This is a genomic window from Paenibacillus albicereus, from assembly GCF_012676905.1.
GTDB lineage: Bacteria > Bacillota > Bacilli > Paenibacillales > Paenibacillaceae > Paenibacillus_O > Paenibacillus_O albicereus.
Genome location: NZ_CP051428.1, coordinates 4,642,433 through 4,655,802 on the forward strand (window position 1 = coordinate 4,642,433; position 13,370 = coordinate 4,655,802).

Below are 13,370 nucleotides of genomic sequence, written 5' to 3' on the forward strand. Positions count from 1 at the left end.
AGCGCTAGCGCCAAGCCGTTGAGCAAGCCGATCCACAGCTGTCCTTCTCTCCGTATCATGGCGCATCTCTCCTTCGATTCATGGCTTCCCGCTTCCAGTATGGCCCGGGATGAGCTTCGGCAGACCGGGCCACGGCATCGCGCACGACCGGTTTTGCGTCAATACCCGATTAAGCGCTTCCAAAAACGCCGGCGGCAGAGGCGTCGCTATCGATGGAGCCGCTCATGATGAACGATATGCAAAGGAGGACCCGAATATGCTATGCCGAAGCGGATGCGCGGCCTGCTGCATCGCCGCCTCCATCTCCTCGCCGATTCCCGGCTTGCCGGAAGGCAAGCCCGCCGGGATGCCTTGTCCGCAGCTGCTGCCGGACCTGCGCTGCGCCATCTTCGGCCGTCCGGAGCGGCCGGCTGTCTGCTCGGAGCTTAGGCCCGAGCCGGAGATGTGCGGCGGCAGCCGAGACGCGGCGCTCGCCTATTTGGAGCGGCTGGAGCGGGCGACCGCGCCGGCGCGCTGAACGACGGGCTGCCGCTTGGCCAAGAGCGCTTGCGGCGCTTCCTTGCGGCGGCTCGAGGCAAGCGGCTTATTCGGTTCGGCCGAACGCGATTCCAAGCCGCAGTGCGGCATCCGCGAACCTTTTCCGAAAACATAAAAAAAACGCCGCTCCCGGTACAGGCCGAAAGCAACGTTTTTGCGAAGGGAATGAATCCTTGCGTGTAAGTGAATGGTGCTGATGAAGGGATTCGAACCCCCGACCTACGCATTACGAATGCGTTGCTCTACCAGCTGAGCTACATCAGCAAGCTATGTTCATGTCGTTCGCGTCTTGCTTGTCCAGCGGTTTTCCTCAGCGGCGACTTTTATAGAATACCGAATCACGCGAATAATGTCAAGCAGTTGTCGAATGATCGTCGGCTTTGAAATTGTGACGGTTTTTTGTCCGGGATTGATGGTTATGCTGTTGGGGTAAAAAGAAAAGAGAACGACTATCAGATCGGAGGCGCATGGCAATGCCCTATTCCAAAATCTTGGTCGGTTATGACGGTTCGGAGCAGTCGGTGCGGGCGCTGCGCTCCGCCATCGAGCTGGCCTCCACCTTCAAGACGATGCTCGAAGTGATCCATGCCTACAACGCGGCGCCGGTCATCATCGGCGAGGCGGTCGCCGCCTCCCCGCCAGCGGGCACGGAATCGCTGCGGCTCGAGGCCGAGACGGTCGCCGCGGAAGCGCGCACGATCATCGCCTCGGCGACCGACGTGCCGATTGAAGTCATGATTACTGAAGGCGATCCCGGCAAGCGCATCGTCGGACTCGCGGAGGATCGCGGGGCCGACCTGATCGTAGTCGGCAGCCACGGCAAGGGCGGCTTCAAGGAGCTGTTCACCGGAAGCGTCAGCCATTACGTGACTCAGCATGCCCGAGTGCCCGTGCTGGTCGTCAAATAATCCGCCAGCAGGCGAAAAGCAGCAGGCGAAAAGGCCGCCTCCTTCAACCGGGAGGCGGCCTTTTCCCGCGCTTTACTCCAGACGGGCCGGAAGCACGAGCGAGAAGCGGCTGCCCTCCCCTTTGACGCTCTCCAGCTCCAGCCGTCCTCCCAGCAGCTCCGCCAGCTGCAGGCTGATCGACAGTCCAAGCCCGGTGCCTCCATAGGTGCGGGTGACGGCTCCGTCCGCCTGACGGAACGCTTCGAAGATCAGCTCATGCTTGTCCGGATCGATGCCGATCCCGCTGTCCACGACGTCGAACCGCAGCCATGGCTCGCGTCCGGCCGCCGGCTCTGCCCGCACGGCCAGCATGACGCCGCCGGCATCCGTGAACTTGATCGCATTGGCCAGCAAGTTCCGCAGGATCTGCCGGATGCGGTGCGGGTCCGTCAGCATCAGAGCCGGAGCATCCGGATCGGCCTCGACGTCGAAGCGCAGCTCCTTGCGGCGCGCCTGAGGCTCGAACTGCAGCTGAAGCGACTGCATCAGCTCGAGCGTCGACAGCGGCTCGACCTGGATCGCCAGCTTGCCCGCCTCGACCCGGGACAGATCGAGGATGTCCTCGATCTGCTGCAGCAGCTCCAGGCCGGCGGCATGGATCATCGCGCCGTGCCTCCGCTCCTCCTCGGTCCGCCGCTCGTCCTCGTGGTCTCCGATCAGCTCCGAGAGCAGCAGGATGCTGTTGAGGGGCGTCTTGAGCTCATGCGACATATTGGCCAAAAATTCCGACTTGTACTTGGAAGCGAGCCGCAGCTCCGCCGCCTGCTGTTCGAGCTCATGCTTCGCCGCGCCCAGCTCCCCGGTCTGCCGCCGAAGCGCGGCGTTCTTGACGCCGAGCTCCCGCATCCGGTCCTGCTCCCGGCTGAATTCGCGGACCATGTAGACGAAAAACCCGCTCAGCAGCACGGAAAGCGGAAACGTGAGCGGAAAGAAGCCGGTCCAGTAGACCTCGAACGGGATGATGCCGAACAGGGAAATGTTGATGCTGTTCAGCAGATTGCCGCCGAAGATCACGATGGCCGCCTGCAAGGAAAAGGGGAAGTCCCGCTTCCGGAACCACGCATTGGCGACCGCTCCGACGAGGCCCAGCAGAGCCAGGTTGCCGAAGCCGACCCATGCGGCGGGGGCGATGCCGAACAGAAGGCGGCCGGCTCCGATGCCGAGCCCGATCAGACCGACGGCCCAAGGCGATCGGAACGTGAGCACCGCCAGGAGCAGCGGAACCTGCCGCAGGTCGAACAGCACCTCGTCGCTGAGACGCAGTCCGAACCCCATCGTCAGGATGCCGGAGGCGATGAAGACAAGCGCCGATACGGCCTGCTGCGCGGCCGGACGGATGCGGTGGAAAAACAGCTTGTACCCGAGATTGAACAGGTAGGCGGCCGTGACGAGCAGGCTGATATTCGTGAAGAATACTTTGAGAAACGCCACTTTGGCCTCCTGGATACCCGTAATAACCTGAATACCGTTTATTGTACAGGATGGCTGCGATTTGCGACACCGCGACCGTCCCTCGCGCCGTCCAATCGGTTCTCCCCTGCCGATAGGCCTCACGATTTCGCGGAAAATGTCGAAGAAATAGGTAGGAAGACTCAACCTTTGCTGGCGCAAGTTGAATATTGTCCCGAATCTTTCATATTCTATTCATCCGTTTAATGTAAAATGAGAAAGAGAAGAAGCTTACTATGACCAAGGGGGTGCATCGCCATATGATGAAGTCGATTACGTATAAAAACCGGTCCGTTCCCGTCTTCTACCCCCCGGGACAAGAAGCAGCGGTTCGGCTGCTGCCCGACAAGCTCAAGGAGTACGAGCTCGATTTCGATTTTCGCAGGCGCTGGAAGCGGATCGCCTCGGTCGAGATGAGCCGCGACGTGGCGATCTTCCAATACAATGACGGCACGAAGCTGTATCTGGAGGTCGGCTGAGCCGCCCCTCCGGCCCTTCGTTTTCCCGTCATGACCGAAAAAAGCTGCTCTCCGGCGGACCGGAGGCAGCTTTTTTGTCCTGTTCGCTTCAGTCCTTGCGGGCCAGGATGCGGTCGATCGCGGCCAGCTCTGCCTCGCTGAAGTCGAGGTTGTCCAGCGCCTTGACGTTGTCCTCGATCTGGGACACGCGGCTCGCGCCGATCAGCGCCGAGGTGACGCGGCCGCCGCGCAGCGTCCAGGCGAGCGCCATGCCGGCCAGCGACTGTCCCCGCTCTTGGGCAAGCCCGTTCAGGTCGCGGATCTGGGCGAGGCGGCTCTCCGTAATCTGGTCCTGGTTCAGGAACACGCTCGGTCCTCCCGCCCGGGAGTCGGACGGAACGCCGTTCAGGTAACGATCCGACAGAAGACCTCCCGCCAGCGGCGAGAAGACGATCGAGCCGATGCCTTCCTCCACCAGCACCTCCTGCAGCCCGTCCTCGATCCAGCGGTTGAACATGGAATAAGAAGGCTGATGGATCAGGCATGGCGTGCCGAGACGCTTCAGGATCCGGCTCGCCTCGCGCGCCTGCTCGGCGCTATAGTTGGAGATGCCGACATACAGCGCCTTGCCCGAGCGCACGGCATGGTCGAGGGCGCCCATCGTCTCCTCCAGCGGCGTGTCCGGATCGGGGCGGTGATGGTAGAAGATGTCGACGTAGTCGACGCCCATCCGCTTCAGGCTCTGGTCGAGGCTCGACAGGACTTGCTTGCGCGAGCCCCACTCGCCGTACGGGCCTTCCCACATGTAGTAGCCCGCCTTGGTGGAGAGGATCAGCTCGTCGCGGTAGGCGGACAGGTCCTGCTTGAGAATGCGGCCGAAGTTCTCCTCGGCGGAGCCGGGAGGAGGGCCGTAGTTGTTGGCCAGGTCGAAGTGCGTGATGCCGAGGTCGAACGCTCGGCGGACCATGGCGCGCCCGTTCTCGAGACGGTCGTTGCCGCCGAAGTTGTGCCACAAGCCGAGGGAAACGGCGGGCAGCTTGAGGCCGCTGCGGCCGGTGCGGTTGTAGCGCATGCCGGCGTAGCGGCCGGATGCAGGTGCATACGTCATGTGAATTCCTCCTGATTAGGTCATATAAGGCGGATGTCCGGGGAGCGCGCGGCTCCGGCCGAAGGCCGGGCGCTGCTCCTCCTGCGCCATGCGGACGAAAAATTCCGGCTCCTCGCGGGCCAGCTCCAGCCATGCGGCGACGCAGGACGGGTCGAAGTGGCGGCCGGACTCGGCCCCGATGAACGCGAGCGCCTGCTCCGGCGTCATCGCTCTCCGGTACGCGCGCTGCGAGGTGAGCGCGTCGTACACGTCGGCGACCGCCGCGATGCGGGCCGGCAGAGGGATCTGCTCGGCCTCGAGCCGGTCGGGATAGCCGCCTCCATCCCAGCGCTCGTGATGCGAGCGGACGACGGCGAGCTCCTGCCGCATGAAGCCGAGATTGCGGCAGAGCTCGTAGCCGCGCACCGGATGCAGCTCGACGACCTGCCGCTCCTCCGGAGAGAGCGCGGCGGGCTTGTTCAGAATCGCTTCCGGCACGTACAGCTTGCCGACATCGTGCACGATCGCCCCTTGCCCGATCGCGAGCAGCTGCTCCGCCGCCAGCCCCATCTTTTCGCCGAGCTTGAGCGCATAGAGCGCGACGCGGTAGTTGTGCCCGGCCGTATAGCCGTCCTTCTGCTCCGTCGCCTGGATCAAGTCCTCGACGCTCGGAGAGATGCACTTCTGCAGCCACTCCTGCGGCGTCGACCGGTACAGCGCGCGCAGCGCGGCGCTGAGCGATCCTCGGCTGCCCGCCAGCTGCCGGCCCAGTCCCCAGGCGACGGAGCCGAGCGAGAGCAGCAGCAGCACGTGGTAGAGCCACCAGCTGAGACGCCATGGCTCGCCCGTCACCATGACGACTTGTCCGGCGGCCATCCAGCCGCAGCCGTACAGGATGCCGAGCTGCAGCGGCATGCGCGCGCTGCGGTAGTTCCGGGCGTAGCTCCAGGCGGCGTGGGCGAGCAGCGCCAGCACGAGCCCGGTCAGCACGGGCCGCGATCCTTGCAGGTCGAGCGCCCAGTCATGCATCGTGTGCGGACCCTGGAGCGAGAAGACGAGGAATGCGAGCAGCAGCGCCGAGTAAGCCGGGATGAGCCAGCGCGGGGCGTTGCCCAGCCGCAGGATCAGCCGCCTGGCGACGGGCAGCGAGGACAGCCAGATCCAGCCCGCGGCCGCCAGGATGCCCAGCTGGCTGGAGACGCCCTGGACGCTGTTATGGTCCATCAGGAAGCCCGGCGTGGCGAGCCCATGCAGCAGGAGCAGCCCCGTCATCGAGATATAGGCGAGCGACAGGAACGCGATGCCGAGATTCCGCAGCCGAATCCCGGCGTAGCCGAGGGCGGCGGCGAGCAGCAGCGCCAGGAAGGAGACGCCGCCGACGATATAGAAATGAATAGTCGGAGCATGCAGGCGCGGGTCGAGTCCTCCGCTCTCCCGAAGGGCAAGGAACATCCCGAGCGGCAGCAGGAAGGAAACGAGGGCGACCGCCATCATCCGGACGACAGGACGGCGCATACGTCGGGGTTCACCTCGCGAGCCCATTCGGGCTGATTGGAGTAGCGATCCGTTCGGTTCTTGGCAAAACCTTCATTACCGCTAGCATACCGCAATCTGGAAACTTTTCAAGTCATCCCGACAAGGAGCTGAACGCAAGTGTCATCCCGTCATCAAGTGAAGATCTACAAAGAAGCCTACGAAATGGTCGAATTGTCCGAAGCCTCCACCCGCTCGCGGGTGCTGCTCTGCCCCGAGCGCGGGGGCATCGCCTTGGCCTGCCGCCTGAACGGCTACGAGCTGTTCTATTTGGACGAGGCGACCTTCCTCGACCCTTCCGCCAACATCCGCGGAGGCAATCCGGTGCTGTTCCCGATCAGCGGCCCGGTCGCCGGGGGCGAGTACGAGTGGGAAGGAAAGCGCTACGCGATGAAGCAGCACGGCGTCGCGCGCACGGAAGCCTGGAGGATCGCCGATACGTCCGAGGACGGCGTCGCCTCCGTGACGCTGAGCCTGTCCAGCAGCGAGCGGACGCGCGAGGCGTTCCCGTTCGACTTCGAGCTGCGGTTCACCTATGAGCTCAAGGAAGGGCGGCTGTCGATCCGCCAGCAGTACCGGAACCTGTCGGACCGGGCCATGCCGATGTATCCGGGCTTCCACCCGTACTTCGCCACCTCCGCCAAGGACCTTCCGTACGCGACCGACGCCAAGCGTTACCTCGACTACAACGACGGCCAGGTCAAGCCGTACGAGGGCCGCCTCGATCTCGGACCGATGCAGGAATCGGCCGCGCTGCTCGATGCTTCCCGGCCGGAGATTTCGTTCCCGCTCGATAGCGGCATCACCGTGACGATGGCTTATAGCGAGGCGTTCAAGTACGTCGTGCTATGGAGCGTGCCGGGCAAGCCGTTCGTCTGCGTCGAGCCGTGGATGGCGCTGCCCGGAGAGCTGGAGCGCCGCGAGGAGCTCGTGCAGGTGCCGCCCGGCGGCGAGACGGAAGCGTTCCTGACGCTGCGCGCTGCGCACGGCTCGACCCGAGGCTGAGCGTTTCCCGCCTCCTCTTTCGGCCCTCCGCCGAAGGAGGAGGTTTTTTTCAGTCCCGCCGCCGGTGCGCCGCGGCGGGCAGCGGCTGCTCGAACAGGCAAAAGCCGTTCGCGCTCGTGCCGAGCGAGGCGTAGCCGGCCGAACGGTACAGGGCTTCCAGCTTCGGATTGCCGGCGATGCAGTCGAGGCGGATCGCCTTTTTGCCCGGATGGACCGCCCCCTCCCGCGCCCAGCGCAGGATGGCTCGTCCCAGCCCGCTGCCGGCATAGGCTCGGGCGACCGCCAGACGATGCAGGTACAGGTACGGCTCATGCCCGCGCTCGCCCCACAGCTCGCGGTCCCAGCCGCCCGGCTGCCGCAGCAGCAGCACGAGGCCGGCGGGCCGGCCCTTCTCCCGTCCAGGCCCGTCCTGCATATCGCGGAATAGGACCGCCTCTCCCCGCCGGACGGCATCGTCCAGGCCGTGGCTGTCCTGTCCCTCCAGCAGTCCGGACCACTGGGACGAGCCGGTGCCGCGCAGCCAGCGCGCGATGCCGACGAGCAGCTCCGACGCCTCGGCGGCTGTCGCCGGCGTCACGATCTCGGCCGCGAAGCCCTCGGCGGCTTCCGGCTCGCGAATCTCGATTCCTTGCGTACTCATGCAGGTTCCTCCTTGTCCTTCCGCCGGGCCGGACCGGTGCTTTTTCGGTTGATCCGGGCGGCATCGGGGTACATTTATCCTATCCCACTATACCCCCAAGGAGGTATCCCATGTCCAGCTCCAACGAAACCGTGAAGACGTTCCCCCCTCAGCACCAGAACAAGCAGCCCGGCATCGAGTCGGAAATGAATCCGCTCCCCGTCTATGCAGACCCCGACTATCGCGGGTCCGGCAAGCTCGAAGGCAAGAAGGCGCTCATCACCGGAGGCGACAGCGGCATCGGGCGCGCGGCGGCGATCGCCTTCGCCAAGGAAGGCGCCGACGTGGCGATCGTCTACCTGAGCGAGGACGCGGACGCGGAGCAGACGAAGCAGGAGATCGAGGCGGCCGGCCGCACCTGCCTGCTGCTGGCGGGCGATGTCGGCGACGAGGCGTTCGCCAAGGAAGCGGTGAGCCGCACGGTCGAGGCGCTCGGCGGCCTGGACGTGCTCGTGAACAATGCGGCCGAGCAGCATCCGCAGCCGAAGTTCGAGGACATCACGGCCGAGCAGCTGGAGAAGACGTTCCGCACGAACATCTTCTCGATGTTCCATCTCACCAAGGCGGCGCTCCCGCATCTGAAGCCGGGCAGCTCCATCGTCAATACCGCCTCCGTCACCGCGTACGAAGGGAATCCGCAGCTGATCGACTACTCGTCCACCAAAGGCGCGATCGTCAGCTTCACCCGCGCCCTCTCCAACCACCTGGTGGAGCGCGGCATCCGCGTCAACGGCGTCGCGCCGGGGCCGATCTGGACGCCGCTCATCCCGTCGACGTTCGACGAGCAGCATGTGTCCGAGTTCGGCGGCGATACGCCGATGAAGCGCGCCGGCCAGCCGCATGAGCTCGCGCCGGCGTATGTGTACCTGGCGAGCCGCGACTCGTCGTACGTGTCGGGCCAGATGATCCACATCAACGGCGGCCAGGTGCTGAACGGCTGAGCCCAATGCGCCCCGTGCCGATTCTGCGGCGCTAGCAAAAAGGCCTGTCCTCCGAGCTTCCCTCGGAGGACAGGCCTTTTTTTTGCGCTTCGCTTCGATGAGCTGGAGCGGCCGGAGGACGGCCGCTCGCCCGGCGGCGTCCCTCAAGCCGGTCCGAAGTCGGCTTCGGCCAAGTCGCCGCCGATGGAGAAAGCAGCGCGGTTGCCGCTCGCCGCAGCGCCGACGACCTGCGACGGCGACATGCCGGCGGTGTCGCCCGCGGCGTAGACGCCCGGCACGCTCGTGCGGCCGTAGCCGTCGACGAGCAGCACGCCGTGCGCGTCATGCGCGCAGCCGAGCATCGCGCCGAGCGGCGTGCCGAGCATCGCGTCCGGCGTGACGAAGCCGCCGCTGCGCGCGATGCGGCTGCCGTCCGCGAAGCGCACGGCATGCAGCTTGCCGCCGCTGCCTTCCAGGGCGGCGATCGGCGCGCGGACGACGCGCACGCCGCGGGCTTCCAGCGCCTGCTGCTGCTGCGGGCTGAGCTGCCCGCGGCCATGCGTGCAGACGAGCAGGTCGCGCGACCAGGCGAGCAGCTGCTTCGCCTGCTGAAACAGATTTCCGCCTGTCGAGATCGCCACCAGCGACGCATCCCGCAGCTCCCATCCGTCGCAGTACGGACAATTGAACAGCGACGAGCCGTACAGCCCGCGCAGGCCCGGAATGTCGGGCAGCTGCTCCTTGAGCCCGGCCGCCAGCAGCACGGCCCGCGCCTCGAAGCCGCCCTCTCCTTCCAGGCGCACGCGGAACCTGCCCGCCCGGCCCTCGATCGAAGCCACCTTGCCGGAGCGCAGCCGGATGCCCGGATAGGCGGCGAGCTCCTCGCGGGCCAGCCGCCGGAGCTCGCCGGGCGGAACGCCGTCCCGCGTCGGAAAGCCGTGCGCGGCAGCCGTCACCGCGTTGCGCGGCCGGGCGTCGTCGACGACGAGCGCCGATCGCCGGGCCCTGCCCAGCACGAGCGCAGCCGCCAGCCCGGCCGGTCCGCCTCCTACGATGGCGCAATCCACGAACATCCGCTCATCCTCCCCCGCTGCTCTTCTTAGGTATCGTATGTGGGCGAGGACAGGTGTAGAAGCGGCGGGCTTCGCGGGAGCGGGACGAGCTCCGCCGCTCGGGCCGCCGGCATCGGGAGAGCGATGCGCCGCCTAGGCGTTCCAGCTTGGCGCATCGTCCCGTCGAAAAGGAGCTGCTCCCGGTCCATGGACCGGGAGCAGCTCCTCGTTCTCGATGCGGCTTACTTGCTTCCGGACACCGGAACCGCTCCGCCGTAATGCTCCTCCAGCGTGTCGCCGCTCTCGGCAAGCTTGGCGGCGAGATCGGCGCCGACGTAGCGGATGTGCCATGGCTCGTACTTGTAGCCGGTAATGTCTTCCTTGCCCTCCGGATACCGGATGATGAAGCCGTAGTCGGTCGCGTACTTGGCCAGCCATTCGGCTTCCGGCGTGCCGCCGAAGCAGCTCTCGGCCGCGCATTTGCCGTCGATGCCGGACACGTCGATCGCGAGCCCCGTCTGATGCTCGCTATGCCCGGGGCGCGCGCTGTACTTGTCCGCCGCCTGCACGCCGTCTTTTTTTACGTAAGACTCATACAGCGTCTTCTGGCGCGACTCGGAGCGGTAGCCGGAGACGCCCGCGAGCTTGATGCCGTCCTTCGCCGCTCCGTCGACGAGCTGCTCGAGCGCTTCCGCCGCTTCCTTGCGGAGCTTGCGCTTGTCGATCTTGTCCGAGAACGTGAACGGGATATCGGGATAGACGAGATCCTGGGGCACGTATCCTTCGGGCAGCCGGAATTGCTTGTTGACGAGCGCCGTGGCCATGGCGGCGTTCGCCGTCACTTCGATGGCTTCGTAGAACTTGGAGCCGCCCTTCGCTCCCGCCGGGCTGGCCGGCGGCTTTTCGCTCGGCTTCTCGCTCGGCTTGTCACTCGGCTTGGCCGACGGCGAGGAGGATGGCGAAGGAGAAACGGACGGAGAAGGCGATTGGGATGGCGAAGGGGAAGCCAGGCTCTCGTCCCCTCCGGCGGACGCCGGCGGCGACACGGAGGCCGGCGCGCTCGGCGAAGGCTCCGTGCCAGGCGCGGCGCCGCCGGAGCAGGCGGACAGCGTCAGCGCCGCCGCCAGCATCAGGGCGGACGCGGCGGACATTCGGTTGCTGTTCATGATGGTTCCATCTCCTTGAAGGACGCGTCAGCGCCCTTGGTTATGATCTGTAGGTGCAGCCGGATAAGTTCAGCTTCCGTTATACCACACAGACGGCGAAACGCGAAGAATGGTTTCACCCTCCCTGCACTTGCCAAGTTGCGATTGAACTGCCGCCCGCGGAAGTTTATGCTTAGATTTGGAAAAGCTATGTAGTGAAAGGAGCACGACCCGCATGGAAACCAACGCGCCCCGCAAGGCCCCGTTCGAGCTGAGGCTGAGCGACGGCGGCACGATCCGCGGCGAAGTCCGCTTCGTTCCAAGCGGCGGGCGCAAGCCCGTCGTGCTGATCGCCCACGGCTTCAAGGGCTTCAAGGACTGGGGCTTCCTGCCCTATGCCGCCGAGCGGATCGCCAAGGCCGGGTTTTATGCCGTCACCTTCAACTTCTCCCGCAACGGCGTCGGCGTCGGCGAGGCGTTCGACGAGCTCAACAAGTTCGCCCTCAATACGTACAGCCGCGAGCTGAGCGATCTGGAGCGGATCATGGCCGCGCTCGCCGGCCGCGAGCTGCCGCATCCGGAGCAGGCCGACGCCAAGCGGGTCGGCATCTGCGGCCACAGCCGGGGCGGCGGCAACGCGATCGTCTTCGCCTCCGAGCATCCGATCGTGCGCGCCGCCGTCACCTGGAACGGCATCGCGCGGGCGAACCTGTTCGACGAGGAGTTCGAGGCCGCCGCCCGGAGGGACGGCCAGGCCTTCGTGCCGAACGCACGCACCGGCCAGCAGATGCCGATCGGCAAGGGTTTTTTCGAGGATCTGGACCAGGGCAGAGAGCGCTTCGACATCCCCGCCCGGCTCGCGTCGCTGCGCGCCCCCGTTCTTCTGATCCAAGGAGATGCGGACAGCCCGCGGCTGGTCGAGGGGTTCGAACGGCTCCAGGAAGCCGCGCCGCGGCAGCCGTCCCTGCGTCTTGAAGGAGCAAGCCACACCTTCGGGGCGGTGCACCCGTTCGCCGGCCCGACCCCGGAGCTGGAAGCCGCGCTGGACGCCACGGTCCGTTTTCTGCAGGAGAAGATGTAACGAACGGGATTTCATGTTCCGTTAAGGTAAGCGTTCCCTGGATTTGATATGATGCGAGAAGCGAACGATCCGGGACAAGTCCCGCTCACACACAGAAGGGAGTCAATTGACGAATGGCAGACAAGAAGAACGATCCGCTTGACGCGAACGGCAACGACCATCTGACGCCGGAGGATACGCAGACGCGCGAAGGCGCGGACTTCGCCGGCGATTCCGGCAGCGAGCGCCGCGAGGAGACGATTCAGGCCGAGGAGGACGTCGAGGCGCGCCGTACGGATGACGCCCTCCGCCAGGCGGAGTACGATGCGGAGGTCCACACCGCCGATCCGGAGCGAGCGTTCGGCTCGGTGCCGGTGACCCCGGTCGCGGGCGCGGCCGACCTGCCGCTCGACAACGAGGGCGTCATGGGCGACGGCGACGGCGGCCGTCCGAAGCGCTCCGGCGCGACGACCGGCTGGATGATCGCTTCCCTCGTGCTGGCGGTCGGACTCATCATCGCGCTCGTCAGCCTCTTTTCCGACAAGGGCGGGGATGCGGTCGCGACGGTCAACGGCGAGAAGATCACGAAGGACGAGCTCTACGACATGCTCGCACCGACGTACGGCAAGTCCGCTCTCGACCAGCTCGTGACGATGAAGCTCGTCGACCAGGAAGCCGACACCAAGAACGTCACGGTCACCGAAGAAGAGCAGAACGCCGAGCTGGAGGACATCAAGAAGAACTTCACTTCCGAGGCCGAGTTCGAGTCCGCGCTGGCGCAGTCCGGCATGTCGCTCGAAGACCTCAAGAAGCAGATGCTCATGCAGGTGCAGATGCGCAAGCTGCTCGTCGACCAGGTCAAGGTGTCGGATGAGGATATCCAGAAGAACTATGACGAGAACAAGGAAAGCTTCGCCACGCCGGAGCAGGTCCAGGCATCCCACATCCTCGTCGCGACGAAGGAAGAAGCGGATGCGATCGAGAAGCAGCTCAAGAACGGCGGCGACTTCGCGGCGATCGCCAAGGAGAAGTCCACCGATACGGGCAGCGCGGCGAACGGCGGCGACCTCGGCTTCTTCGGCAAGGGCTCCATGGTGCCGGAGTTCGAGGAAGCGGCCTTCAGCATGAAGATCGGCGAGATCAGCGCTCCGATCAAGTCCGACTACGGGTACCACATCATCAAGCTGGTCGACCGCAAGGAACCGACGACCCCTTCGCTTGAGGACAAGAAGGAAGAAATCAAGAAAACGCTGGAGAACCAGCAGCTGAGCACGCTGTCTCAGACGCTGATTACCGATCTGCGCGCCAAGGCGACGATCACGAATACGCTCGACCCTTCGCAGAACACGAACGGCAGCGCGGCCGAGAACGCCGGCGCCGAAAACGCGCCTGCGGAGAACGCTCCGGCCGATAACGCTCCGGCTGAGAACGCCGCAAGCAACACGAATTAAAGGCAAAAAGCTCTTGCCCCGGTCCCGGGTGGACCGGAGGGCAAGAG

Annotated in this window: 13 protein-coding genes and 1 tRNA gene; 7 read left to right on the forward strand and 7 right to left on the reverse strand. The window is 65.4% G+C overall.

The annotated features are described in order from the left end of the window. Positions 1-256: 256 nt before the first annotated feature. Positions 257-517, forward strand: a complete 261-nt coding sequence (locus tag HGI30_RS20800; RefSeq protein ID WP_168909255.1) for a YkgJ family cysteine cluster protein — start codon at positions 257-259, stop codon at positions 515-517. 208 nt (positions 518-725) lie between these two features. Here the strand turns inward: HGI30_RS20800 and HGI30_RS20805 are convergent. Then, a tRNA-Thr gene (locus tag HGI30_RS20805) sits at positions 726-801 on the reverse strand. 209 nt (positions 802-1,010) lie between these two features. Between HGI30_RS20805 and HGI30_RS20810 the strand changes: the two genes are divergently transcribed. Beyond that, positions 1,011-1,445 (forward strand): universal stress protein, encoded by a 435-nt coding sequence (locus HGI30_RS20810; RefSeq protein WP_168909256.1) that lies wholly within the window; start codon positions 1,011-1,013, stop codon positions 1,443-1,445. 72 nt (positions 1,446-1,517) lie between these two features. Here HGI30_RS20810 and HGI30_RS20815 read toward each other — a convergent pair whose 3' ends face one another. Beyond that, positions 1,518-2,915 carry an ATP-binding protein gene (locus HGI30_RS20815; RefSeq protein WP_168909257.1) on the reverse strand — a complete coding sequence of 466 codons (1,398 nt, stop codon included), beginning with the start codon at positions 2,913-2,915 and terminating at the stop codon, positions 1,518-1,520. A gap of 278 nt (positions 2,916-3,193) precedes the next feature. Here HGI30_RS20815 and HGI30_RS20820 point away from each other — a divergent pair, with 278 nt between their 5' ends. Next, complete coding sequence (locus tag HGI30_RS20820; RefSeq protein WP_168910022.1) at positions 3,194-3,412, forward strand: hypothetical protein; 219 nt, start codon at positions 3,194-3,196, stop codon at positions 3,410-3,412. Between the two features lie 88 nt (positions 3,413-3,500). Here HGI30_RS20820 and mgrA read toward each other — a convergent pair whose 3' ends face one another. Together mgrA and HGI30_RS20830 are read right to left on the reverse strand one after the other, a co-directional pair. Then, the gene (gene mgrA, locus HGI30_RS20825) at positions 3,501-4,499 is read right to left on the reverse strand and encodes an L-glyceraldehyde 3-phosphate reductase (RefSeq protein WP_168909258.1); all 999 of its coding nucleotides are present in this window, start codon (positions 4,497-4,499) and stop codon (positions 3,501-3,503) included. Between the two features lie 15 nt (positions 4,500-4,514). Next, positions 4,515-5,993 carry an HD-GYP domain-containing protein gene (locus HGI30_RS20830; protein ID WP_235680225.1) on the reverse strand — a complete coding sequence of 493 codons (1,479 nt, stop codon included), beginning with the start codon at positions 5,991-5,993 and terminating at the stop codon, positions 4,515-4,517. 138 nt (positions 5,994-6,131) lie between these two features. Between HGI30_RS20830 and HGI30_RS20835 the strand changes: the two genes are divergently transcribed. Continuing rightward, positions 6,132-7,016 (forward strand): aldose epimerase family protein, encoded by an 885-nt coding sequence (locus tag HGI30_RS20835; RefSeq protein ID WP_235680226.1) that lies wholly within the window; start codon positions 6,132-6,134, stop codon positions 7,014-7,016. 49 nt (positions 7,017-7,065) lie between these two features. Here HGI30_RS20835 and HGI30_RS20840 read toward each other — a convergent pair whose 3' ends face one another. Continuing rightward, positions 7,066-7,656 (reverse strand): GNAT family N-acetyltransferase, encoded by a 591-nt coding sequence (locus HGI30_RS20840; RefSeq protein ID WP_168909259.1) that lies wholly within the window; start codon positions 7,654-7,656, stop codon positions 7,066-7,068. Positions 7,657-7,766: 110 nt separating this feature from the next. Between HGI30_RS20840 and HGI30_RS20845 the strand changes: the two genes are divergently transcribed. Further along, complete coding sequence (locus tag HGI30_RS20845) at positions 7,767-8,636, forward strand: SDR family oxidoreductase (RefSeq protein ID WP_168909260.1); 870 nt, start codon at positions 7,767-7,769, stop codon at positions 8,634-8,636. A 143-nt stretch (positions 8,637-8,779) separates the two neighbouring features. Here the strand turns inward: HGI30_RS20845 and HGI30_RS20850 are convergent, their stop codons facing one another. Both HGI30_RS20850 and HGI30_RS20855 read right to left on the reverse strand, forming a co-directional pair. Next, on the reverse strand, positions 8,780-9,688 hold the full coding sequence (locus HGI30_RS20850; RefSeq protein ID WP_168909261.1) for an NAD(P)/FAD-dependent oxidoreductase: 909 nt from the start codon (positions 9,686-9,688) through the stop codon (positions 8,780-8,782). A gap of 221 nt (positions 9,689-9,909) precedes the next feature. Then, positions 9,910-10,833 (reverse strand): M15 family metallopeptidase, encoded by a 924-nt coding sequence (locus tag HGI30_RS20855; RefSeq protein WP_168909262.1) that lies wholly within the window; start codon positions 10,831-10,833, stop codon positions 9,910-9,912. Between the two features lie 214 nt (positions 10,834-11,047). Between HGI30_RS20855 and HGI30_RS20860 the strand changes: the two genes are divergently transcribed. Further along, positions 11,048-11,893: an alpha/beta hydrolase family protein gene (locus tag HGI30_RS20860; protein WP_168909263.1), complete on the forward strand. Its 846-nt coding sequence runs from the start codon at positions 11,048-11,050 to the stop codon at positions 11,891-11,893. A gap of 113 nt (positions 11,894-12,006) precedes the next feature. Further along, entirely contained in the window at positions 12,007-13,323 is a 1,317-nt protein-coding gene (locus tag HGI30_RS20865) for a peptidylprolyl isomerase (protein ID WP_168909264.1), read from the forward strand. Positions 13,324-13,370 lie beyond the last annotated feature (47 nt).

Excerpts from the sequence above, each read along its gene's own strand:
- HGI30_RS20860 (WP_168909263.1), top strand. The coding sequence starts at position 11,048 with ATGGAAACCAACGCGCCCCGCAAGGCCCCGTTCGAGCTGAGGCTGAGC.
- mgrA (WP_168909258.1), bottom strand. The coding sequence starts at position 4,499 with ATGACGTATGCACCTGCATCCGGCCGCTACGCCGGCATGCGCTACAAC.
- HGI30_RS20800 (WP_168909255.1), top strand. The coding sequence starts at position 257 with ATGCTATGCCGAAGCGGATGCGCGGCCTGCTGCATCGCCGCCTCCATC.
- HGI30_RS20830 (WP_235680225.1), bottom strand. The coding sequence starts at position 5,993 with ATGCGCCGTCCTGTCGTCCGGATGATGGCGGTCGCCCTCGTTTCCTTC.
- HGI30_RS20845 (WP_168909260.1), top strand. The coding sequence starts at position 7,767 with ATGTCCAGCTCCAACGAAACCGTGAAGACGTTCCCCCCTCAGCACCAG.
- HGI30_RS20855 (WP_168909262.1), bottom strand. The coding sequence starts at position 10,833 with ATGAACAGCAACCGAATGTCCGCCGCGTCCGCCCTGATGCTGGCGGCG.
- HGI30_RS20840 (WP_168909259.1), bottom strand. The coding sequence starts at position 7,656 with ATGAGTACGCAAGGAATCGAGATTCGCGAGCCGGAAGCCGCCGAGGGC.
- HGI30_RS20810 (WP_168909256.1), top strand. The coding sequence starts at position 1,011 with ATGCCCTATTCCAAAATCTTGGTCGGTTATGACGGTTCGGAGCAGTCG.
- HGI30_RS20865 (WP_168909264.1), top strand. The coding sequence starts at position 12,007 with ATGGCAGACAAGAAGAACGATCCGCTTGACGCGAACGGCAACGACCAT.
- HGI30_RS20850 (WP_168909261.1), bottom strand. The coding sequence starts at position 9,688 with ATGTTCGTGGATTGCGCCATCGTAGGAGGCGGACCGGCCGGGCTGGCG.
- HGI30_RS20820 (WP_168910022.1), top strand. The coding sequence starts at position 3,194 with ATGATGAAGTCGATTACGTATAAAAACCGGTCCGTTCCCGTCTTCTAC.